19 protein-coding genes and 1 pseudogene are annotated in these 23,137 nt (G+C 32.9%); 7 read left to right on the top strand and 13 right to left on the bottom strand.

Annotated elements, in window-relative coordinates; all coding sequences use genetic code 11:
• Positions 1 to 6: 6 nt before the first annotated feature.
• From E0F76_RS05530 to E0F76_RS05510, 5 genes are all read right to left on the bottom strand, one after another.
• The gene (locus E0F76_RS05530; RefSeq protein WP_407920979.1) at positions 7 to 1,578 is read right to left on the bottom strand and encodes a protein adenylyltransferase SelO; all 1,572 of its coding nucleotides are present in this window, start codon (positions 1,576 to 1,578) and stop codon (positions 7 to 9) included.
• A gap of 144 nt (positions 1,579 to 1,722) precedes the next feature.
• Positions 1,723 to 2,463, bottom strand: coding sequence for a hypothetical protein (locus E0F76_RS05525; protein ID WP_132002499.1), 741 nt, complete (start codon positions 2,461 to 2,463; stop codon positions 1,723 to 1,725).
• A gap of 130 nt (positions 2,464 to 2,593) precedes the next feature.
• Positions 2,594 to 3,220, bottom strand: coding sequence for a response regulator transcription factor (locus E0F76_RS05520; RefSeq protein WP_132002496.1), 627 nt, complete (start codon positions 3,218 to 3,220; stop codon positions 2,594 to 2,596).
• Positions 3,221 to 3,290: 70 nt separating this feature from the next.
• Positions 3,291 to 5,075: a tetratricopeptide repeat-containing sensor histidine kinase gene (locus E0F76_RS05515; protein WP_132002493.1), complete on the bottom strand. Its 1,785-nt coding sequence runs from the start codon at positions 5,073 to 5,075 to the stop codon at positions 3,291 to 3,293.
• 149 nt (positions 5,076 to 5,224) lie between these two features.
• Positions 5,225 to 6,850, bottom strand: coding sequence for a hypothetical protein (locus E0F76_RS05510; protein WP_132002490.1), 1,626 nt, complete (start codon positions 6,848 to 6,850; stop codon positions 5,225 to 5,227).
• A 263-nt stretch (positions 6,851 to 7,113) separates the two neighbouring features.
• Between E0F76_RS05510 and E0F76_RS05505 the strand changes: the two genes are divergently transcribed.
• Entirely contained in the window at positions 7,114 to 7,635 is a 522-nt protein-coding gene (locus tag E0F76_RS05505) for a DinB family protein (RefSeq protein WP_132002488.1), read from the top strand.
• Positions 7,636 to 7,756: 121 nt separating this feature from the next.
• On the opposite strand, the gene sucC is transcribed toward E0F76_RS05505, so the two are convergent.
• Positions 7,757 to 8,950, bottom strand: coding sequence for an ADP-forming succinate--CoA ligase subunit beta (sucC, locus tag E0F76_RS05500; RefSeq protein ID WP_132002485.1), 1,194 nt, complete (start codon positions 8,948 to 8,950; stop codon positions 7,757 to 7,759).
• 437 nt (positions 8,951 to 9,387) lie between these two features.
• Between sucC and gltB the strand changes: the two genes are divergently transcribed.
• A complete protein-coding gene (gene gltB / locus E0F76_RS05495; RefSeq protein WP_456236436.1) occupies positions 9,388 to 13,902 on the top strand; it encodes a glutamate synthase large subunit in 4,515 nt (1,504 codons plus the stop codon).
• A gap of 4 nt (positions 13,903 to 13,906) precedes the next feature.
• Positions 13,907 to 15,367, top strand: a complete 1,461-nt coding sequence (locus E0F76_RS05490; protein WP_132002482.1) for a glutamate synthase subunit beta — start codon at positions 13,907 to 13,909, stop codon at positions 15,365 to 15,367.
• Positions 15,368 to 15,791: 424 nt separating this feature from the next.
• On the opposite strand, the pseudogene E0F76_RS05485 reads toward E0F76_RS05490, so the two are convergent.
• Positions 15,792 to 16,888 (bottom strand): annotated as a pseudogene (locus tag E0F76_RS05485) (ISAs1 family transposase).
• Between the two features lie 102 nt (positions 16,889 to 16,990).
• Between E0F76_RS05485 and E0F76_RS05480 the strand changes: the two are divergent.
• From E0F76_RS05480 to fbp, 4 genes are all read left to right on the top strand, one after another.
• On the top strand, positions 16,991 to 17,299 hold the full coding sequence (locus tag E0F76_RS05480) for a transposase (RefSeq protein WP_132002479.1): 309 nt from the start codon (positions 16,991 to 16,993) through the stop codon (positions 17,297 to 17,299).
• A 23-nt stretch (positions 17,300 to 17,322) separates the two neighbouring features.
• Positions 17,323 to 17,595, top strand: coding sequence for a transposase (locus E0F76_RS05475; protein ID WP_246021988.1), 273 nt, complete (start codon positions 17,323 to 17,325; stop codon positions 17,593 to 17,595).
• A gap of 827 nt (positions 17,596 to 18,422) precedes the next feature.
• A complete protein-coding gene (locus E0F76_RS19440) occupies positions 18,423 to 18,575 on the top strand; it encodes a hypothetical protein (RefSeq protein ID WP_181954032.1) in 153 nt (50 codons plus the stop codon).
• 31 nt (positions 18,576 to 18,606) lie between these two features.
• Positions 18,607 to 19,626 carry a class 1 fructose-bisphosphatase gene (gene fbp / locus E0F76_RS05465; RefSeq protein ID WP_132002472.1) on the top strand — a complete coding sequence of 340 codons (1,020 nt, stop codon included), beginning with the start codon at positions 18,607 to 18,609 and terminating at the stop codon, positions 19,624 to 19,626.
• Between the two features lie 87 nt (positions 19,627 to 19,713).
• On the opposite strand, the gene E0F76_RS05460 is transcribed toward fbp, so the two are convergent.
• The 6 genes from E0F76_RS05460 to E0F76_RS05435 form a co-directional block, all read right to left on the bottom strand.
• Positions 19,714 to 19,977, bottom strand: a complete 264-nt coding sequence (locus tag E0F76_RS05460; protein WP_132002469.1) for a hypothetical protein — start codon at positions 19,975 to 19,977, stop codon at positions 19,714 to 19,716.
• Positions 19,978 to 20,015: 38 nt separating this feature from the next.
• Entirely contained in the window at positions 20,016 to 20,414 is a 399-nt protein-coding gene (locus tag E0F76_RS05455; RefSeq protein ID WP_132002466.1) for a hypothetical protein, read from the bottom strand.
• A 37-nt stretch (positions 20,415 to 20,451) separates the two neighbouring features.
• Positions 20,452 to 20,847: a hypothetical protein gene (locus tag E0F76_RS05450; RefSeq protein WP_132002463.1), complete on the bottom strand. Its 396-nt coding sequence runs from the start codon at positions 20,845 to 20,847 to the stop codon at positions 20,452 to 20,454.
• Between the two features lie 589 nt (positions 20,848 to 21,436).
• Positions 21,437 to 21,838 carry a hypothetical protein gene (locus tag E0F76_RS05445; protein WP_132002460.1) on the bottom strand — a complete coding sequence of 134 codons (402 nt, stop codon included), beginning with the start codon at positions 21,836 to 21,838 and terminating at the stop codon, positions 21,437 to 21,439.
• A 126-nt stretch (positions 21,839 to 21,964) separates the two neighbouring features.
• Positions 21,965 to 22,651, bottom strand: a complete 687-nt coding sequence (locus tag E0F76_RS05440) for a hypothetical protein (RefSeq protein WP_132002457.1) — start codon at positions 22,649 to 22,651, stop codon at positions 21,965 to 21,967.
• Between the two features lie 29 nt (positions 22,652 to 22,680).
• Positions 22,681 to 23,085 carry a T9SS type A sorting domain-containing protein gene (locus E0F76_RS05435; protein WP_132002454.1) on the bottom strand — a complete coding sequence of 135 codons (405 nt, stop codon included), beginning with the start codon at positions 23,083 to 23,085 and terminating at the stop codon, positions 22,681 to 22,683.
• Positions 23,086 to 23,137 lie beyond the last annotated feature (52 nt).

Here is a 23,137-nt window from a genome sequence, read left to right as displayed (position 1 = left end):
TTGTTTTTAAGAACTACAACTCAACATGGAGCAACCCACTTTATCTCTAGCCCAATCAGGTCTCTTGGCAAACCATTTCTCATAGTCAGGCTGTTCATCATACGGTTTTTTGAGTAATTCAAAAAATTCATTAATCAAAGTATAATCACCTTTGTCGGCGGCATCAATACTCAATTGAGCCATATAATTTCGTAGCACATATTTGGGATTTATAGCATTCATTTGTTGAGCTCTTTCGCTATCTGTTTGAGTTTCTAGATTAATACGATTAGAATATTGTTCGAACCATATGTACCATTTATTCAAATCTGATTCGTTTAAATCCTTTTCATTGTAAAAAGCAACTGCAATTTTATCCAAAGCAATTTTTGGCGAATCCACTTTTAGAACTGTGCTCAAGTTTCTAAAGAATAGCGTCATATCAGTTTCTACTACTTGTAAAATCTCAGTCAGACTTTCTATTACAACACTATCTTCTTCTTCTTTTGGCAATGCTAAACCTAGTTTATTTCGCATCATATTCAAATATGCCGATTGATAATCAACACTAAAAGTATTCAATATATTTTCTAGTGGCTTGGCATCATTGATTAAGGGATAGAGTGCATTGGCCAATTGGTATAAATTCCACAAGGCGATTTCAGGCTGATTGCCAAATCGGTAACGTTTATGTTGTCTATCGGTGGTATTAGGAGTCCAATTGGGGTTGTAATCTTCGAGCCATCCATAAGGTCCATAGTCAATCGTAATGCCGTGAATAGACATATTATCAGTATTCATCACTCCATGAACAAAACCTATTCGTTGCCAATGCACAATCATTTCCAAAGTCGATTGCATTATTGCCTGAAAAAAGTCTAAATATTTTAAGATTCCTTCACTTTCTATTTCAGGAAAATGTAACTTGATGGTATAATCAGTCAATAATTGGAGATTTTTGAGATCGTTTCTGGCAGCAAACAATTCAAAACTACCAAAACGAATAAACGAGGGCGCAACTCTACATACAATAGCTCCTTTTTCATAAGCAGGATTTCCATTATAGAGAATATCACGTAACACTTCATCTCCAGAGAGCATTAGCGAAAGAGAACGTGTTGTTGGCACACCCAAATAATGCATGGCTTCGGCACACAAATGCTCGCGAATAGAAGACCGTAGAACAGCAAAACCATCGGCAGTTCGCGAATAAGGAGTTGGCCCTGCTCCTTTCAATTGTAAAGTGTACCTTTTGTTGTCTTGGAAAATTTCGGTAAGGTTGATCGCCCGGCCATCTCCTAACTGTCCTGCCCAATTACCAAATTGATGTCCAGCATAAACTAAGGCATAGGGTTTGGTTCCTGGAATAATTGTTTTTCCGGAAAAGGTATTCAAAAAATCATTCGAAAGAATATCATCTTGAGATAATCCGATTAAATTGGCCACTTCCTCTGAAGCATGAATCAGTGAAGGATTGCTAGGCTGCTTTGGTTGTACATATGAAAAACAAGCATGTTCCACCTGCCTTGGATTATTAATGGAACTAGGATCAGCTGGCAATTGATCGGTTAAGGAATTTTGAATGTTAAGTTTCATCAATAATGGTTTAAGAACTGTAAAGATATTCTATACTTTATTGATAACCCAATTCTAATGATAGCTTTCTTATACAAGCCCTATTTTTTACTTATATGCAATAAAAATCCTGAATTTTCGTTCAGGATTTTTATTTTAAAATATTTGTTATAATGTTCTTTTCCCATCAATAACCACCTTTTTTCCACTACTATTAGTTGAACTTCCCTGAATTAAATCAGATGTAATTGTAGCAACAATTTTACTGTCTTTATCAATTAATTGACCACTAGCATTCAAAGTTCCACTGCCACTTGAAGTTGCTCCTGTTTGATTATTTTTTTCTGCATAACCCCATTTCGAAACCGATCTAGCTATTACAATATTGAAAACTCCGGTTTGTCCATCATAAGTGTAGGTACCTTGAAAAGCCTCGATTAATGAATTTGATGTTTCTTTAGACAATAAAAAAATAGTATTGGGATGCCCTGGAATACTTGATGAAGTGATTGTAGGATTAGCACCACCTAATCCTACAGAGAATGTCATCGATATGGCACTTCCATTGAATGTTCCAGTAAAAGGAGCTACATAAGTTTGACCATCTACCACTGCAACATTAGAGGTAAATGCAACAGAAACTCCATCGAGAACCATTGTTGCTGTAATAGTGTTGTTACCGTTTTGAATGTTAATAGCTATTGTTCCTGTTGAACCAACAACTACGCCTTTATAAACGCCTTTAACATTGGCGTCATTTACCACTAATGCATCTGGTGTAGTTTTACATGTTGCACAGGTATAACTTACTGCAGGAGTACCATCGTCCTTAGAACAGGAGGTCATAAACATTCCCAATAATAATGATGGGAAAATTAGCAATGCCATTTGATTTTTGAAATTTTTCATAATCTTTGAATTTATTTGGTTAATAAAGTATTTAATAACAATCGCATTTTATTTAACCAAATTTAGACTCTAAATTAAGACCTAACAATACCATAATAGTAGTAATTTGAAGAAAGGGAATACTGCGAAACTATTTCGGAAACGTTTTATTCAAGGCATCAGTACGAGAATTTACTTGTAGTTTTTCGTAAATATTTCGAATATGGGTTCGGACGGTTTCTGTACTTAAAAATAATTTATCTGCAATTTCTTTGTAGCGAAATCCTTGTGAGAGCAAGTTTAAAATTTCTTTTTCTCTTTCGGATAATTTTTGAATTTCGAGATTTTCTTTATTTGAAATTTGGAAGGAGTCCACCACTTTTCTAGCAATGTTACTACTCATCGGTGAACCGCCGTTGAACACCTCGACAATAGCGTCAAGAATTTTAGAAGGCTGCGTTGTTTTTGTAATATAACCTGAGGCACCTGCTTTTAATGCTTTGAAAACAGAATCGGTATCTTCAAACGAGGTACACATCAAAAACTGGATAGAGTGGTGTTTTGGTTTTAATTCTGCAATACAGTCAATACCATTTTTTGCAGGAAGGTGAATATCCATTAAAACCACATCTAAATTTAATGTTGGAATAGCTAAAATCGCTTCTTCGGCTGTTTCAAAAGCATATAAACAAGTAAACCCTTCACTCCCATTTATAAGAACAGTGAGGCTTTCTCTTATTTGTTTCTCGTCTTCAACGATTCCTACATTAATTATCATAGGAACTAAGTTAGTTTATCTTTATTTATAAGCACTACTACTAAAGTGGTATTTTTATACTATTCGATTATTAATTATTTTTAAATTTTTGATTAAGAGGGTAAGTAATAGTAATCAATGTGCCGTTATTTGGCTCAGAAATAACAGAGCAAATTCCGCCAATTTTTAGTAACCGGCTTTGCATATTTAGCAGACCATTCCCTTTTTTGTCCGTTTCACAGTCTAAACCTATCCCATTGTCTTTAATAGAAAAAGTTAAATCATCAGTTTTAATATTCACTGTAAAAAAGACATCTGTAGCTTTAGAATGTTTCACAATATTGTTTAAGCATTCTTTTACCACCATAAATAACTCCCGATTAGCTTCCTTTGTGATTGGAGTTTCAGGGAGATTTTCAGGAAAAAAATTGTGTAATTCAATTGGATAATCCTCAAGATAATCTGTTGCATATTCTCGCATTCTAGATAGTAGATTGGCAATAGTTGAATTGTCAGGATTAAGAGCCCAAATTAAATCACGCATATTGTCAATCAGTTTTTTAGCTGTTTCTTTGACTGATTCGCTATTGTTTCTAATTTCGGGTAAGTGATGTGTTTTTTGAAAAATGATTTCACTTAAGAAATTTATTTTGGTCAACCCTGAACCAAGATCATCATGGATGTCTTTGGCAATTCTAATTCTTTCCTGTTCTTCTGTTTCCCTAATAATTTTTTCATTTATTAATTGGTTTTTAAATTTCTGACTTTTTTTCCAAAAATAAGCAATGCTTATCAGGCCCAATAGTAGAATAATAAAAGCGGTTATTTGATGATTTTTTTTTGTGATTTTAAAATCCTGTTCCTTAATTTTAAGTTCTCTGATTTTTCCTGCTTGATTTAATAATTTAATTTCATCTACTTTTTTTTGGGTTTCATATTTAATATGTTTTTCTGCAAGTAGATCAGAACGCTCTGAATTTATATAGTTGTCTTTTTCTAGTTCATATAACTTTCTATATTTAATAGCATCCGTAAATTGATCTAGTTTTTCATAAGCGATAGAAATACCATCATACGATTCTATTATTACTTCCTGTGCATTTATTGCTTTGGCATTTGTATTGGCCAACTTACATAGTTCTAATGATTTTTGATAATTGTGAGTCAATGCATATACATTACCAAGATTATTTTGATTCGCTGCAACCATAAATTGATCACCCAGTTTTTCAGATAAAATTAATGCGGATTTATAATTCTTTATCGCTTCTGGATAGTTTTTAAGGTATTTGTATACGATGGCTAAATTGTTATATACCATCGAAATTTTCTGTTCATCTCCTTTAGATATATAAATCGCTAACGCTTTTGAATACATTTGCAATGCCTTATTGTATTTTATTTGTTGCTCATAAACGACTCCCATATTATTCTGACAATCGGCCATTAGTGATAAATTATGGAGTTGTTTTGAGAGTTTAAATGAGCTATTATAATAGTGCATTGCATTTTCAAAATCTTTTTGCTCTGCATACAAAGCACCAATATTTTTATACGTTTTTGCAATTCCTAAATTATCATTGGTTTGTTTAGAAAAGAGTAATGACAATAAATAATTAGTGAGTGCTTCTTCTGAATTGCCTGTTTGAGATAATGCTCTTCCCAAATTATTATACGTTTTACCAAGCAATTGATTTTCATTTGACTTTTTAAAAATGGCTATACATTTTTTAAATTGCAAGATTGCTTCTTGATAATTTCCTTTTGAATAGAGTTCTTCACCATACAGTAATTTATTTTCAGCATTAGAAGTAAATTGTGAATAAACAAAATAACTTTGTCCTATTACTAGCAAGAGAATTATTTGTTTTTTCATATCCCTATGTTAAAATCCTTACGGAAGTTACAACATAATAATGATATTCAGAGCTTTACTACAAATAAAAAAAATCCACTTAAATCATTTAAAAAAAAAGACCTCTCATAATGAAAAAAGGTCTTTTAAAAGTTTTAAAAAAAATGTAATTACTTCATCATCATCTTCCCAATCCAAAGTTGTTTGAAATCTTCGTCTAAACCTATATAAGTTAAACTGTTTTCTGATTTGTCAAAATAGCTCGTAAAATCTTTTTTTAGAAAATATTTTCCTTCTCCCAGAACTTTAACAGCTCCTAAAGTATTATTTGATAAATCAATTTTTACAATTCTGGGGAAATACGTAGCATACCACATTGGATTATTATAATAAGCATCCAAAAACGATTCGTAGCCTTTAACCCCTTTTATTTCCATCAGTTCCCAGTAAACACTTTTACCATCAGACGAAAGATAGAATTTTTGACTCATATCAAAAATTTCACTTTTCTTGTCATTATTCATTTTCCCAATTCCGTATTGTGCTTTTAAGTTACCCATTTTGTCGAAATGAAAACAGACAATATCTTCATAAGAATCAACTGGATTTCCCATTCCCATATTTACGGAACCTATCAATTGACCTGCAATTAAATAATCCTCGGAGTCCGTTACAAAGAAACTCTCTGTATAAAAGTTTTTCCCTTTATAAACACTTGCACCTTTATCACCTTGAGCAGTCTTGAACTTCGATTTAAAATCAGAAATTGGGGTAGTTGAAGCAAAATCAAGTTGATTTCCGTTTATTTTTATCAAATGAAAATTATCCATATCTTCCTCTAAGGACTTTTTCCATTTTAAATATAAATAGCTATTACCATAAGCACCATTTGCTGGATTAAAAATAGATGCATATTCTTTATATACTTCTTCATAAGCTTTTTTTGATTTTGTTGATGAACCAAAGAAATAAACAGCATCATCTTTTTCATAAGCAGCTGTAATTAATAATGCTGATGCAGGACTTGTAAAAGCTGTTTTATTTTTTAAATTACCTTGAATATCAAATCGAAAATAGACATATTTTGAAATATCGGATTGATTTTTATTTGGTGCAAAAACTGCAACTACATCGTCACCTGCAATTTGCTTGCAAAACACTAATGAATTAGACCCCTCTAATTCAAGAGGTTTTTCCTTTAATTCTAATTGATCATTAATCACTAAAACCACAAATTGATCGGCCAATTTTTTATCTTTAGAATCCACTTTTGCTAATGCCAAAACATCACTTTTTGTGTCATTAGAAGAAACATAGGATGCATAACCATAATATACCTTTCCATTATCGTTTCTTGGTTTTATGGTTTCATCAGAGATTGTTTTTTTTGTAACGTAAAGTTGTTTTTCGTGATTCCATTTTTTTAATTGTACCCTTTTATTTATTTTCAATTTCATACTTAATACATCAAATGAACTGGTTCCGCCAACATAAGCATAAAAACTGGTTCTTTCAACATCCTCATTTTGCTCCTTTTTTTCTTGAACTTCTGAGGTATTAATGAATTTTAGATTCTTATCGAAACTATATTTTTCGAATGTCACTTCTTCACTTTTTTTATCTGCTTTTGCTTTAAAAGTAATATTATTACTTCCATCCGCCTCTTTTGACACATCATACATATATCCTTTTTGAGATTTTGACGAAAGTGGCTGCACAGATTCTTTAAATTCTTGTGCTTCCACATTACTTATAAATAAAAATAGCAATCCAATACTAATGTAAATAGTCTTCATCTTTTTTGATTTAAAGTTATAATCAAAGTTGAGCCATTCCGTTGTATAATAAAATACCACTTTAGTAGTAATTTTAATTATAAAAAACTTCTATTTATTTGCTAGAAAGTTCACTAAGTGCATGTTGTATAAAAAGTGAAATACTATTTTGGAAAGAATAAGAAGTGTTTTTTTTTCACAAAACCTTATAATTATTTTAACTATGAAATAATTTCAAGAAGTTAGTTATTAAGTAAATTTGGTAATCTTAAATTTTAATAATTATGATTACAAAAGATCTTTTAGGTGAATTTTTACACGAAGTAGAAAACACCCGTAATTTATTAATGGCAATTCCAGATAGTGCGTTAAACTACAAACCATCTGAAATCTCATGGACCACTGGACAATTAGCTTCACATATCGCTGAAGTTTATAATTGGTACTACAATACTATTGAAGATAACGTGTTTGATATGGCAACTTATAAATACGATAAAGGCGATATTTCTAAAGCTTCAAATATTGTGGCTAAATTTGAAGAAAATGTTAAAAAAGCAAAAACACATTTAGAGAACCTAAAAGAAGAACGTTTATACGAAAATTGGTCCATGAAAATGGGAGATAAAGAAATCATGGCTCCTATGGCAAGAATTCAAGTAATTAGAGGTTTCTTAATGAATCATTTATATCATCATCGTGGGGAAATGATTGTATATCTTAGAGCTACAGGAAATAGAGTCCCAGGCTTATATGGTCCAACATACGAAGAGTCTACTATTCCACAAGAACTAGAATCTATCTAACATTATTCATTTAACTAAAAACAAACAGTTTAAGATTACTATTTTAAGCTGTTTTTTTTATATAAAAAAACCATTCTCTACAAAGTAAAGAATGGTTTTCATATAATTAATATTGTTTATATTATGACAATGCAGCTTGAACTTGATCGGCAGCTTCTTGAAATTGAACTGCAGATAAAATTGGCATTCCAGAATTATCAATTAATTCTTTTGCAATCTCAGCATTGGTACCTTGTAAACGAACAATAATTGGCACTTTTATAGCATCACCCATGTTTTTGTAGGCATCAACAACACCTTGAGCCACACGGTCACAACGAACGATTCCACCAAAGATGTTAATTAAAATTGCTTTTACGTTTGGATCCTTCAAAATGATACGGAAAGCTAATTCCACACGTTTTGCATCGGCAGTTCCACCAACGTCTAAGAAATTTGCTGGTTCAAAACCGGCATATTTAATTAAATCCATGGTTGCCATGGCTAATCCAGCACCATTTACCATACATCCAACAGTTCCATCAAGATCTACGTAATTTAAACCTGCTTCTTTTGCTTCTACTTCGATTGGGTTTTCTTCACGAACATCACGCATTTCAGCCAATTTTGGATGTCTGAATAATGCATTATCATCTAAATTTACTTTGGCATCAACGGCTATAATCTTATTATCCGAAGTTTTTAAAACTGGATTAATTTCAAACATTGAAGCATCAGAACCAATATAAGCATTGTATAATGCACTCACAAACTGAAGCATTTCTTTAAAAGCATTTCCAGAAAGACCTAAATTAAAAGCAATTCTTCTTGCTTGAAAACCTTGTAACCCAACAGAAGGGTCAATTTCTTCAGTAAAAATTAAATGAGGAGTATGTTCAGCAACTTCTTCAATATCCATTCCACCTTCAGTAGAATACATAATCATATTGCGACCTGTTCCTCTGTTTAGCAAAACTGACATATAAAACTCTGAAGTTTCACTTTCACCAGGATAATATACGTCTTCGGCAACTAATACTTTATGCACTTTTTTTCCTTCGGCTGAAGTTTGTGGAGTAACCAATTGCATTCCGATTATCTGACTTGAAATTTCTTCAACTTGTTGAAGGTTTTTGGCCAATTTAACACCTCCACCTTTTCCACGTCCACCTGCGTGAACCTGAGCTTTTATAACATGCCATCCTGTACCGGTTTCGGCTGTTAACTGTTTTGCAGCTGCAACTGCTTCTTGTGGATTGTTTGCCACATATCCACGTTGCACTTTAACGCCATAACTGGCTAAAATTTCTTTTCCTTGGTATTCGTGTATATCCATATTAAAGTTTTTGACAAATTCCTAAATTTATTTCTGGAATAGTGTGGGACAAAAATAGATAAATTCATCTTAAAATTAAAATCTTTTTTTCTGATAAATAATTCACACCTAAATAACTAAATTATTAGTTGTGTTTTTGAGTCGAAATCATTCATTACTCAATCGAATAAATTAAAATTTAGCACTTAATTATTAAGTTTTAAACTACTATAACGATTAAGTAAATAAAAAAGAAGCAAAAATTACATTCAATTAATGTTAAATTATTCTTTAGTTAATAATAAAAATTATCAATTTATCAATTTCAAAGTATAAGATTGAATAATTGTCAATATAAAATCATTTTTCTATTATTACTGTAAAAATAGAAAGTAAGAACAGTTTAAAATTCATTATATTTAATGAAATCTTTATTTTTGCATAAAAATTATCAAGTCATGAAAATTAAAGAACAAGGTCTTTATTTACCAGAATTCGAGCATGAAAACTGTGGGGCTGGATTCATCTGTAACCTTAAAGGCGAGAAAACAAATCAAATTATACACGACGCATTAGAAATCCTTGTTAGACTTGAACACCGTGGAGGTGTTAGCTCTGATGGAAAAACTGGTGACGGTGCAGGTCTATTAATTGATATACCCCACGAATACTTTAATAGAGTTTGTGAATTTAAACTACCAAAAGCTAGAGAATATGCTGTAGGTATGGTTTTTTTACCAAAAACCGAAAATCAATATGATTTTTGTAAAGCAACATTTGAAGAAGAAATAAAAAATCAAGGTTTAACTATTTTAGGATGGAGAGAAGTTCCAGTAGATTCTTCTCAATTAGGTCCTATTGCTTTAGCATCTGAACCAAAAATAGAACAAATCTTTATTGGAAAAAGTGAACCCATTGAAGATGCAATATTTAAAGCAAAATTATATGCTGCACGTAAAATTACGGAGCACGCAATAATCAATTCGAAAATATCTGAAAGCCCTTATTTTTATATTCCTAGTTTATCTACTACGACTTTAATATATAAAGGTATAATTATGCCAGAAGATATTGGACCGTATTATACCGATTTACAACAAACTGATTTAGTAACGCGTCTCGCTTTAGTTCATCAACGTTTTTCTACAAACACAATGCCATCATGGGAATTAGCTCAACCTTTTAGATATATATGTCAAAATGGTGAGATTAACACTTTACGTGGTAACGTAAGTAGAATGCGTGTTCGTGAGGAAATCATGAAAAGCGAAGTTTTTGGTCCACAAATTGACAAATTGTTCCCAATTATTATTCCTGGAAAGTCGGATTCAGCTTCTATGGACATGGTGGTTGAATTACTAATGCATACTGGAAGAACATTACCTGAAGTAATGATGATGATGATTCCAGAAGCATGGGAAAAACACAAAACAATGTCTCCTGAAAGAAAAGCATTCTATGAATACAATGCTTGTATCATGGAACCATGGGATGGTCCTGCTTCAGTTCCTTTCTCAGATGGGGATTATGTAGGAGCATTATTAGACCGTAATGGATTAAGACCTTCTAGATATACTGTTACTAAAAGTGGAAAACTGATTATGGCATCAGAAATTGGTGTTGTAGAAATAGAACCTGAAGATGTAGAAAGTCACGGTAGATTGGAACCAGGTAAAATGTTCTTAGTTGATATGAACGAAGGACGAATTATAAATGATGAAGAAATAAAAAGCAAAATTGTTTCTGAAAGACCATATCAGGAATGGTTAGATAAATATAGACTAAACTTAAAAGATGTACCAAGTACTTCTGAAGTTTGTCCAATTGAAACTATCGATTTAGTTACAAGAGAGCGTCTTTTCAACTATACGTTAGAAGATATTCAGGATATGATTACCCCAATGGCTCAATCTGCTAAAGAAACTTTGGGTTCAATGGGTACAGATACTCCTCTAGCTGTTTTATCAGATAGACCTCAATTAATTTCAAACTATTTCAAACAATTATTTGCACAAGTTACTAATCCTCCTTTGGATGGAATTCGTGAAGAGATTGTTACTGACATCAGTTTAGCATTAGGACAAGACCGTAACATTTTTGATATTTCTAGCAAACAATGCAGAAAATTAAGAATCCAAAATCCTGTTATTTCTAATAATGATTTAGAAAAAATCAGAAACATTTCAATCGATAATTTCAAAACAGAAACAATAGAAATATTGTATCCAAAAGATAAAGGATTGAATGGACTTGAAGATGCTTTGGAGGATATTATTATCCAAATCACGAAAGCTTTAGAAAGAGGTACCAACATCATTATCTTATCCGATAGAGGTGTTAATAAGGAGTTTGCTCCTATTCCTTCATTATTAGCTTGTTCTTATGTTCATCATCAAATGAACCGTTTGCGTAAGCGTTCTTATTTTGATATTATTATTGAATCAGCTGAACCACGTGAACCCCATCATTTTGCTACTTTGTTTGGATATGGTGCAAGTGCCATTAATCCTTATATGGTAAATGAAATCATCCGCGTTCAAGTTCGCGAAGGTTTTATTACCGGTATAGATGAAGAAAAAGCTGTTCACAACTTCAACAAAGCAATTGGTTCAGGTATTTTAAAAATCATGAACAAAATTGGAATCTCTACTTTACACTCGTACAGAGGTTCTCAAATTTTTGAGATTGTTGGATTCAATTCTAAATTCGTTGAAAAATATTTCCCATATACCGCTTCTAGAATTCAAGGTATTGGATTGTATGAAATTGAAAAAGAAATTACCGAAAGATACAAATATGCTTATCCAGATAATTTAATACCTAATCGATTAGGCTTAAACATTGGTGGGGAATATAGATGGAGACGTAATGGAGAACGCCATATGTTCAATCCTACAACAATTGCAAAATTACAACAAGCAGTAAGACTAAGTGATCAAACTAGCTATGATGAATATGCAAACGCTGTAAATGATCAAGCCAAGAATTTAATGACCATTCGTGGATTGTTCGAATTTGACAACTTAAATCCTATACCATTAGAAGAAGTGGAACCATGGACAGATATTGTAAAACGTTTCAAAACAGGAGCGATGTCTTACGGGTCTATTTCTAGAGAAGCACATGAGAATTTAGCTATTGCTATGAACCGAATTGGAGGTAAATCGAATTCTGGTGAAGGGGGTGAAGATAGAAAACGTTTTCAACCAGACATCAATGGTGACAGTCGTAACTCTGCTATTAAACAAGTAGCTTCTGGACGTTTTGGAGTAACTTCTCACTATTTATCAAGTGCAAAAGAAATTCAAATTAAAATGGCTCAAGGTGCAAAACCTGGAGAAGGTGGACAATTACCTGGGGAAAAAGTATTGCCTTGGATAGCTTCAGCTAGAAACTCAACTCCATACGTAGGATTGATTTCTCCTCCACCACACCATGATATTTACTCCATTGAAGATTTAGCACAATTAATTTTCGACTTAAAAAACGCCAACAGAGAAGCACGTATTAACGTGAAATTAGTTTCTGAAGTAGGTGTTGGAACAATTGCTGCTGGTGTATCTAAAGCAAAAGCAGATGTTGTTTTAATTGCAGGTTATGATGGTGGAACAGGAGCTTCACCTTTAACATCATTAAAACACGCAGGTTTACCATGGGAACTTGGATTAGCCGAAGCGCAACAAACTTTAGTTTTAAACAACTTAAGAAGTCGAATCGTTGTAGAATGTGACGGTCAATTAAAAACAGGTCGTGATGTTGCAATTGCAGCTTTATTGGGTGCAGAAGAATTTGGTTTTGCAACAGCTCCATTGGTAGCATCAGGTTGTATCATGATGCGTAAGTGTCATTTAAATACTTGCCCTGTTGGAATCGCAACTCAAGATAAAACCTTGCGTAAAAACTTTAAAGGAACTCCAGAACACGTTATTAATTTCTTCTTTTATGTTGCTGAAGAATTAAGAGGTATTATGGCTCAATTAGGTTTTAGAACTATGGATGAAATGATTGGTCAAACCCATAAAATTAACTCCAATAAAGCCATTACCCATTATAAAGCAAAAGGATTAGACTTATCTTCAATCTTACACACTCCTACTGGCTATGGTGAAATGATTGTTAAAAACACAGAGAAACAAGATCATAATTTAGAAAATGTTCTTGATTTCCAAATCTTGAAAGATTCTCATCGTGCAATATACAGAAAAGAAAAAATGACTTTACATTACCCAATCAACAATACCAACCGATCTGTTGGTGCTATTGTAAGTAATGAAATATCTAAAATATACGGTTACCTTGGATTACCTGAAGATACCTTGAATATAAACTTCACTGGTTCTGCTGGTCAAAGTTTAGGTGCTTTTAGCGCACATGGATTAACATTCACCGTTGAAGGAAACACAAATGACTATTTAGGAAAAGGACTTTCTGGAGCTAAATTAATCATCAAAAAACCAGCAAAAGCTACTTTCGTTGCTGAAAACAACGTAATTGTTGGAAACGTTTGTTTATTTGGTGCAGTTGAAGGAGAAGCTTACATAAATGGAATTGCTGGAGAACGTTTTGCAGTTAGAAACTCTGGGGCAACTGCTGTTGTAGAAGGAGTTGGAGATCACGGTTGCGAATATATGACAGGTGGTAAAGTTGTTGTTTTAGGTAAAACTGGACGAAATTTTGCTGCAGGAATGAGTGGTGGTATCGCATATATATATGACCCTGAAAATAAATTCGTAAACGGATTATGTAATACAGAGTCAATCGAATTTGAAGATATAGAAACTGAAGAAGCTAATGAATTGAAAGCTTTGATTGAAAAACACGTACGCTATACAAAAAGCACTAGAGGTACTGAATTACTAACAAACTGGACAACTAGCTTAAATAATTTTGTGAAAATAATGCCTACAGAGTACAAAAAAGCGTTAAAACGTTTGGAAACAGAAGAACAAATGGTTGAAGAATTAACAGCATAATACAATGGGAAAAGTTACAGGTTTTAAAGAATTCGAAAGAAAAGATGAATCATACACAGATGTAAAACAACGTGTAGTAAATTATAATGAATTTACAGTACCATTAAGTGAAGCTGAAATTACAAAACAAGGATCTCGCTGCATGGATTGTGGTATTCCTTTTTGTCATAGTGGATGTCCTCTTGGCAATTTGATACCCGATTTCAATCATATGGTTCACCAAGGTGAATGGCAAAAAGCGTCTTGGATATTACATTCTACAAATAATTTTCCAGAATTTACTGGTCGTTTGTGTCCAGCTCCATGCGAAAAATCATGTGTATTAGGACTTATTGAAGAGCCCGTTTCTATTGAAAATCTTGAAAAAAGCATTGTTGAACGTGCATTCGCAGAAGGATGGATCAAACCGCAACCTCCAAAAACAAGAACAGGTAAATCTGTTGCTGTTGTAGGTTCAGGACCAGCTGGATTAGCTGCAGCACAACAATTAAATAGAGCAGGACACTTAGTTACTGTATTCGAAAGAGATGATGCTATCGGAGGATTGTTACGATATGGAATTCCAAATTTCAAATTAGAAAAAGGAATTATTGACCGTCGTTTAGCGATATTAGAATTAGAAGGAATCACTTTTAAAACAAATACCAATGTTGGTGTAAACTACGATATCAACGATTTAAAAGCATTTGATTCAATTGTTCTTTGCGGTGGAGCTACAGAAAGAAGAGGCTTACCAACTCCAGGTGCTGATGCAGATGGAGTGGTTCAAGCAATGGATTTCTTAACCCAACAAACCAAAGTTGTTTTTGGTCAAAAAGTAGAGAATCAAGTACTAGCAACTGGAAAAGATGTTATCGTAATAGGTGGTGGAGATACTGGTTCTGACTGTGTAGGTACATCTAACCGTCACGGTGCAAAATCAGTTACAAACTTCGAAATTATGCCAAAACCTCCAGTAGGAAGAAGTGAAACTACTCCTTGGCCTTTTTGGCCTTTACAGTTAAAAACTTCTTCTTCACATAAAGAAGGTTGTGAGAGAAACTGGTTGATTAATACCAAAGAATTCATCAAAGATGCCAATGGTAAATTAACTGCTCTTAAAACTATAAATGTAGAATGGAAATTAGTTCCGGGACAACGCCCTGAATTAATTGAAGTGGAAGGTACCGAAAAAATATGGCCTTGTGATTTGGCTTTATTAGCCTTAGGGTTTACTGGTCCTGAAAAAACTATAAGTAGCCAGTTAGGGTTAGAATTGGATTTCAGAAGCAATTATAAAGCGGAATATGGTAAATACCAAACTAACATTCCAAATATTTTTACTGCTGGCGATATGCGTCGTGGACAATCATTAATTGTTTGGGCAATCTCTGAAGGTAGAGAAGCTGCTAGACAAGTTGACATTTACTTAATGGGTTCTTCAGACCTTCCAACTAAAGAAGGTGGTGATTTACCTGGATTATAATATCAAATTAAATTTTTTCTTAAAAGGCCTTGATAAAATCAAGGCCTTTTTTTTGTTTAAAAAGATTAATAAATCCGAAAGTGGCTAATTAAGAGTAGTTTACACGATTCATAAAATACTATCGGTAACGATTTAGTAATGGTGCTAATTGCATTCATTTTCAATAAAATTCCTTGTAAATCAATAGCAAATTTACAAAAAAAACAGGGAAACATTTAGTAACTGTTTAAATTTTAAAACTAAACAAATAAGATCTTGATTATCAGTTTGTTAAATCAATAAATTTTTGTAATTTTTTGGTTATCAACCACATAAAATAAAAAAATATTCAACAAATCTCTTTGAAAGTCAATGGAAAACAATATTAAACATTTTAGAGGATAAACGTAAAAGAAAGTATTGTTTAAGCAGGGCAAACGCATCATCATTTGATTAGATATTCGAGATAATCGTTATCCCAACCTGCTTTCTTCCTTTTTCCTTTGATACCAACCTTCGTTGTTTTATCATTTTTTAATAAATTAAGATCTATTTTATTGAGTACGGAGAAATTTTGGGCAGCACTCTGGTCTCGTTTTCTACTCTGATCTTCTAAAAAAGCAACGTCTAGTGTCCAATGTAATTTATTTTCGACCAATGGGAGCGAATAATATGTTGAAATTCTGCTGCTTTTGCATTCAAACTTGCAATATAATATCGCACAGCATTCTCCTGTGGTTTATCTCTATTTTTAAATTCTCGAGTACTTTCTATTCGTATAATGGTCCTGAAATTTTTCCACTTGTTTTGATTTTCAATGTGCATAAAGTTGCTTATCACACTGCATTTACGAGTTTCAATTCTTCCGTGCCCACAATCTACATCCTGCGAAGTTTTTATTTCATTGGAAAATCTAAACTCATCTTCAATATTTTCAAAGAGTTGCGCTTGATTTTCTTTGACAGCTAACCCATAATCTGCTTTTTGTTCTATTATCTTCGATACGATTTCCTTCTGGCAGCCCATCGCATCAATGGTTATGATACTATTTTCTAGGCTTAATATTTCTAGTAATTCTGGAATCGTCGTAATTTCGTTTGATTTTTCATTGACTTTTATTTGACCTAAAACCAAATTATTTTCACAAGCCCAAGCGCTTACCATATGAATTGGAGATTTTTTCCCGTGTTGCTTTGCACCTCGAATAGTTTTCCCATCAATATTAATGATTTCTTTTTGTCCTGTTAAAGTAATCAAAGTGCTTACCCATTCTATAAAATACTTTTCAAAAGACTGACTATCAATACTACTAACAACTCTGTTAAAAGTATCGTGCGATGGAATTCCATTCTGCAATTTCAAAAATTTTGAAAGCCATTCCCCTTTTGCAAGACAATACTCTTGAATATCATTCCACGAATCTGCCACACAAATTACCGCAATTATTGCCATAACAAGGATGTCATTTAAGTTGTGAAGCTTGCTTAAACTACGTCTATTATCTTCTAATTGCTCAAAAATCTTAATTAATTTATTAGTTATAAAATATCATTTAACATACTTATTATCAGTATAATACAAAATATTTTTAATTGTAAAACAAGCATTAAATCCTTTATATTCAGTTAATTATATGGTTTTTTCATGAAAAACTGGTGCGTTTGTCCTGATTGTTTAAGAGTGATTTTCAATGCTAAATTTTATTTGGTTAAGACAGGTTGCCAATGGAGAATACTTCCAAAAGATTTCCCTAAATGGGAGTTAGTTTATTACTTTTTTACGAAATGGAAAAATAATGGAACTATAGATTTTATCCACGAAGTTATTAGAGAAAAAGTTAGAAAGAAGCACAAAAAAAAGGAAACTCCAAGCGTAGGAATTATTGATAGTCTGTCTGTTAAAACAACCCGAAAAGGTGTGGAAATAGGAGTTTTGATGGAGGTAAAAAAGTAAAAGGAAGAAAAAGACATATTGTAGTGGATACTTTGGGCTTATTATTATTAGTTGTAGTTCACGCTGCAAATAGGCACGATAGCAAGGCTGCTTTTGAAGTTCTTGAAAAATTAAAAGGGCAGTTTTATAGACTTGTAAAGATCTTTGATGATGGAGGTTACAGAGGAGAGCTAATTGATAATGTAAAGAATAATTTGAATTTCTTGCTAGAAGTAGTTTTAAGAACTGACAAAGAAGAAAAATTTAAAATACTTCCAAAAAGATCGATAGTAGAAAGTAATTTTCTCTTGGTTTGAAAGTTACAGAAGATTGAGCACAAATTTTGAATATCACACAAAACTAGCGAAGCAATTATACAACTTGCAATACTCAAATTGATGATAAACAGGCTTTAAAAATAAAATTTAAACAGTTACTAAATAAATAGTGTCTTTTTTTAATAAATTGTTCAATTATTCTTGTAAGAAAATGTCAATATTTATCGTGTAAGAATTTCTAATATTTGATTTGACTTATATTTAAAGTCCAGAAATTAAGTTTTATTTCTAATTTATATCGTTTACTATAGTTTTTTATTCATTTTTATTTGTTCCTACTAAACAAATTTTTTAAAAATATACTCAAAGAATATTCTCTTTTTATTTTACATTTTTTCAAAAAAAAAAAATAAAAAAGGCCTTTTTTATTTTTTGTCTTAATAATAAACAATATATTTGGAGAACCAAACTGGTTAACCAATATTTTTTTTTTGAATGATTGGTAATAGTCGAGAACTACAACATAATAAAAAGACTTTAGTCAAGATAAAAATGGAAACTAAAGTTTGGAGAATTATTTCACAAGAAGGAAATTATAAAATAAATTATGAACACAATTAATAAAGCAAGGATAGTACTAATTATACTTTTGACATTTTTATATATAAATGTAAAATCACAAACACATCCAAGTTTGGTTTTGACTAAATTTCAATGAAAAAGGTGTTTTGATAAGTACTCTCCGCGAATATACTATGGAAGTTCGCTTGGTAGCCCAAGAATTCAACGTTCCCTTCATCGATATGGAATATTATACTGAATTATTAGAGTAATCGTATGGTCCAGAGAAATCAAAACAATAACATTTGCATTTCAAGGCTAGTGAAATTCCTTATTACAGGGAAGATAAAGCCGATGACACGCATCTTGGCATAAAAGGAGCCACCCAAGTAAACAAAATTGCCGTAGAAGAATTGAAAAAAACAAAACTAGATATTGTAAAATATATCAAAAAATAAAACAAACTAACTACTCTAAGACCAATTCAAAATGAAAGAAAACAACCTAACTTTAGGGGAATTTATCATTGAAAACCAAAAGGAATTTCAATACTCGTCGGGTGAGTTGTCACGCATCTTCAACTCTATCAAATTGGCTGCAAAAGTGGTCAGTTACAAAGTAAACAAGGCAGGATTAGTTGACATCATTGGTGGTGTTGGCGAAAAAAATGTTCAAGGCGAAGACCAACAAAAACTAGATGTTTATTCCAATGAAGTTTTTATTAAAACCTTAATTAATCGAGAAATTGTTTGCGGTATTGTTTCAGAAGAAAACGACGATTTTATTACCGTACAAGGGAACGATGAAGGAAATAATAATAAATATGTAATATTGATGGATCCCTTGGACGGTTCTTCTAACATTGATGTAAATGCATCTGTTGGAACCATTTTTTCGGTTTACAGAAGAATCTCCGAAGTGGGAACTCCTGTAACTAAGGAAGATTTTTTGCAACCCGGAACTGCTCAAGTCGCTGCTGGTTATGTACTTTACGGAACATCAACGATTCTAGTCTATACCACAGGGCACGGTGTAAATGGTTTCACTTTGAATCCTGCTATTGGAACTTTCTATTTGTCGCATCCAAAGATGAAATTCCCTATTGACGGAACGGTCTATTCTGTTAATGAAGGAAATTATATTCATTTTCCAAGAGGAATCAAAGACTATATCAAATATTGCCAAACAGAAGAGGGCGACAGACCTTACACTTCAAGATATATTGGAAGTTTGGCGCCAGACATTCACCGAAATTTGATAAAAGGAGGTATTTATTTGTATCCTACAAGTGCCAAATCACCTAAAGGAAAATTGCGCCTTTTATACGAATGCAACCCAATGGCGTTCATAACGGAACAAGCTGGCGGAAAAGCCTCAGACGGATTTTCGAGAATTATGGAAATCGTTCCAACCGAACTACACGAAAGATGCCCTTTCTTCTGCGGAAGTGCTAATATGGTGGATAAAGTAGAAGAATTTATGCTAAATGCAAAATTGAGTAAGTACTAAATTGATTTTAAATTTCATCATAAATTGCCGTCATTTTTGCTCGCGCCAGCCTTTAGATTTGCATAATAAATTATTCGTAAATTTAAACTAACAACCAAACTGACAAAGTGAGCCAGAGGCATCCATACAGTTTTTGTCCGATAAATGGTATTTTACTGAACCCACGAATTCATTATCTATATATAAAATAATTTCGGTGTCGGTAACGCGCATCGTTATTTTTAAAGCTTCGTTTATTACCCATGTTTTGCTTTTTAATAAACTTTTTGTATCTGTTAAATCCTGGGCTTGTACTTTGTCATTTGACAAGAACAATAGCATGATTGTGATAATTGTTGTAATTGCTTTCATATTTTTTGTCGTTTACTATTTCAACAAACCTCAAATAATCAAGGTTTTGCAATAATTACTGTCCATTCTGATCTTGTTGGACTATAATAAGTTCCCATCTTAAATTCTGACGGATTTATAAACACAATAAAAGAACATTTATCTTTTTCATAAAAAATATAATTTCCAGCATCTACCAAACCTACTTTTGCAGGGTCATAAGAGGCATCAATACAGTTTTTGTCCGACAAATGATATTTTTGTGAACCAAAAAACTCATCATTAATATAAAAAATAATTTCGGTGTCGGTAAAACGCATCGTTATTTTTAAAGCTTCGTTCAATACCCATATTTTGCTTTTTAATAAACTTTTTGTATCTGTTAAATCCTGGGCTTGTATTTTGTCATTTGACAAGAATAATAGCATGATTGTGATAATTGTTGTAATTGCTTTCATGTTTTTTGTTGTTTAGTATTTCAACAAATATCAAATATCAAGGCTTTGCGACAACAGTAATCCATACGGGACCTTCGGTAGTAGGAGTTCCCATCTTAAATTCGGACGGATTGACAAACTTAATATAAGAACACCCATCTTTTTCATAAAAAATATAATTTCCAGTGGAGACCAAACCTACTTTTGCATGGTCATAAGAGGCATCAATATAGTTTTTGTCCGACAAATGATATTTTTGTGAACCAAAAAACTCATCATTAATATAATAAATAATTTCGGTGTCGGTAAAACGCATCGTTGCCTTTCTACCTGCATTTGTTATCCATATTTTACTTTTTAATAAACTTTTTGTATCTGTTAAATCTTGGGCTTGTATTTTGTCACTTGACAAGAATAATAGCATGATTGTGATAATTGTTGTAATTGCTTTCATTTTTTTACTTTTTATATTATTTTTTTCCTGTTATTATTATTGAATACGAAAATCCCATATCTGCCGCCGGTGCCACTTGGGCAATGCCTAGCGCAGGGTCTATATAAATATAGTTGCCAGCCTGATCATAGCCTATTACCGCAACACTATGAGTAACTATTAGGGTTATATCTTTCGATCGGTCATTGGGGAAAGCAGGATCTGGAGTTGTTTTTGTTTCTGTTTTTATGTCGGTTAAAAAAGTTTTGCCATTATCAATAGCTGTTTTAAAATCGTTTTTTGTTAAGGCTTCTGTAGTGCAAAAACTGTTAATAAATGTTACCGCTTGCGATGGTGTTAAACCTTCTTGTCGGTATTATTTGGAATATGAGGTTTCTTGTTTAAATCCATAAAAGCTATATCCTTTTTTGTGGATATAGCTTTTTTTTTGAATGTTCTTAGCTGTTCTCGTCTGTAGATATGGTTTGCAAAATCGCGCTATCCTTTTGACGATAGATTTACTATATATCTAGGACGTCGGGTTTCATCATCACCATAATCCCCAGAATTGTCGTCATCAGGACTTGTTTTTATCTGCCTGTGTTTGTAATCAAGGCTTTGCAAAAACGGTAATCCAAACAGTACCAGTATTTTCAGGAGTAGAACTTCCCATCTTAAATTCGGACGGATTGGCAAACTTAATATAAGAACAACCACCTTTTTCGTCAAAAATATAATTTCCAGCGGAGACCAAACCTACTTTTGCAGGGTCATAAGAGGCATCAATACAGTTTTTGTCAGACAAATGATATTTTTCTGAACCCAAGAATTCATCCTCAGCATAATAAATCATTTCGGTGTCGGTAACGCGCATCGTTATTTTTAAAGCTTCGTTCATTACCCATGTTTTGCTTTTTAATAAACTTTTTGTATCTGTTAAATCCTGGGCTTGTACTTTGTCATTTGACAAGAATAATAGCATGATTGTGATAATTGTGATAATTGTTTTCATATTTTTTACTTTTTATATTATTTTTTTCCTGTTATTATTATTGAATACGAAAATCCCATGTCTGCCGCCGGTGCCACTTGGGCCTTGCCTAGCGCGGGGTCTATATAAATAAAGTTGCCGGCCTGATCATAAGCCTATTACCGCAACACTGTGAGTGACTATTAGGGTTGTATCTTTTGATCTGTCATTGGGAAAATTCTTGTCAGGAGTTATTATTGTATCTGTTTTTATGTCGGTTAAAAAAGTTTTGCCATTATCAATAGCCGTTTTAAAATCGGTTTTTGTTAAGGCTTCGGTAACGCAAAAACTGTTAATAAATGTTACCGCTTGCGATGGTGTTAAACCATTCTTTGCAAAATATAAACTTCCAGTACTTAACGCTGCGGCTGTGTCAATTTGTTTTGCGGTTACTGTCAACCCCAGAACATTGTTAAGTGTTACCTCAAGAGATGTCAGCACACATACAGGGAGGTTAGCTTGTATATCACATGTTGTAACAATTCCGGGTTTTACTAACTTATCAGTACTATTTGGGACATAATCTTTACCTGGACCATTAGTATTTATTCCTTGTATAGATACATCAGGCAAGGGATCAGTATCATCCGGACTATCAAAATCATTATCAGGAAGTACGTCGGGTGGTTCAGGCGCTTCTATCGGGTCGTCAAAAAACGGGTCGTCAAAAAAATCAGGACAACCAGCACCCACACACACTTCGTCTAATTCTCCACAATCCCATTCATCCTCATCATCCCAGCCTTCCTGCGCATAACTGCTATGTCCCACAAACAGGCAAAAGAACGTGAGCACTAATATAAAATATTTTTTCTTCATGGCTCTTATTTTTTAATTAAAATGGTTTTTATTACTTGGTCGTTATAGTACAAGTTCAGGATATAGTTGCCTGCTGGCGCAGTAAAGGGGATTATTTGTTCTTGTGGTCCTGTGCTTGTGGTAGTGAGTTTTTGGGTGCTTACCAAGAATCCTGTAAAATCGTAGATGCCGATACTAATATCGGTTTGGGCAGCGAGCTCAAAACTCAGTTTAAAACTGGTGCTGGTTACAGGATTAGGGTAGACCACAAGTTGCGAAACAATAGCTTGGGTGGTTAGTTCTGGTTCTCCGGTTTCCTCAGGACTTATTTTTCGCTCTAGGATAATGTACATGGGTTTTTCGTTTTCGTGCTGCTTGATGTTATACAGCTGCAAGTTGCCTACTATATACACATCGTCTTGATATTCCAAAACTTGCAATTTTGCTTGCTTGAATTTGTAGGTTTTTAGTACAGGTTCTACA

The sequence above is a fragment of the Flavobacterium cellulosilyticum genome (assembly GCF_004349355.1).
Lineage (GTDB): Bacteria > Bacteroidota > Bacteroidia > Flavobacteriales > Flavobacteriaceae > Flavobacterium > Flavobacterium cellulosilyticum.
The sequence above is the reverse complement of the archived record's forward strand: the minus strand, read 5'-3'. Positions and strand labels throughout refer to the sequence as shown.

What these genes read in the sequence shown, in the direction of transcription:
- E0F76_RS05525 (WP_132002499.1), bottom strand. Translation starts at nt 2,463, where the DNA reads ATGAAAAATTTCAAAAATCAAATGGCATTGCTAATTTTCCCATCATTA.
- E0F76_RS05520 (WP_132002496.1), bottom strand. Translation starts at nt 3,220, where the DNA reads ATGATAATTAATGTAGGAATCGTTGAAGACGAGAAACAAATAAGAGAA.
- E0F76_RS05515 (WP_132002493.1), bottom strand. Translation starts at nt 5,075, where the DNA reads ATGAAAAAACAAATAATTCTCTTGCTAGTAATAGGACAAAGTTATTTT.
- E0F76_RS05510 (WP_132002490.1), bottom strand. Translation starts at nt 6,850, where the DNA reads ATGAAGACTATTTACATTAGTATTGGATTGCTATTTTTATTTATAAGT.
- E0F76_RS05505 (WP_132002488.1), top strand. Translation starts at nt 7,114, where the DNA reads ATGATTACAAAAGATCTTTTAGGTGAATTTTTACACGAAGTAGAAAAC.
- sucC (WP_132002485.1), bottom strand. Translation starts at nt 8,950, where the DNA reads ATGGATATACACGAATACCAAGGAAAAGAAATTTTAGCCAGTTATGGC.
- gltB (WP_456236436.1), top strand. Translation starts at nt 9,388, where the DNA reads ATGAAAATTAAAGAACAAGGTCTTTATTTACCAGAATTCGAGCATGAA.
- E0F76_RS05490 (WP_132002482.1), top strand. Translation starts at nt 13,907, where the DNA reads ATGGGAAAAGTTACAGGTTTTAAAGAATTCGAAAGAAAAGATGAATCA.
- E0F76_RS05480 (WP_132002479.1), top strand. Translation starts at nt 16,991, where the DNA reads ATGAAAAACTGGTGCGTTTGTCCTGATTGTTTAAGAGTGATTTTCAAT.
- fbp (WP_132002472.1), top strand. Translation starts at nt 18,607, where the DNA reads ATGAAAGAAAACAACCTAACTTTAGGGGAATTTATCATTGAAAACCAA.
- E0F76_RS05460 (WP_132002469.1), bottom strand. Translation starts at nt 19,977, where the DNA reads ATGAAAGCAATTACAACAATTATCACAATCATGCTATTGTTCTTGTCA.
- E0F76_RS05455 (WP_132002466.1), bottom strand. Translation starts at nt 20,414, where the DNA reads ATGAAAGCAATTACAACAATTATCACAATCATGCTATTATTCTTGTCA.
- E0F76_RS05450 (WP_132002463.1), bottom strand. Translation starts at nt 20,847, where the DNA reads ATGAAAGCAATTACAACAATTATCACAATCATGCTATTATTCTTGTCA.
- E0F76_RS05445 (WP_132002460.1), bottom strand. Translation starts at nt 21,838, where the DNA reads ATGAAAACAATTATCACAATTATCACAATCATGCTATTATTCTTGTCA.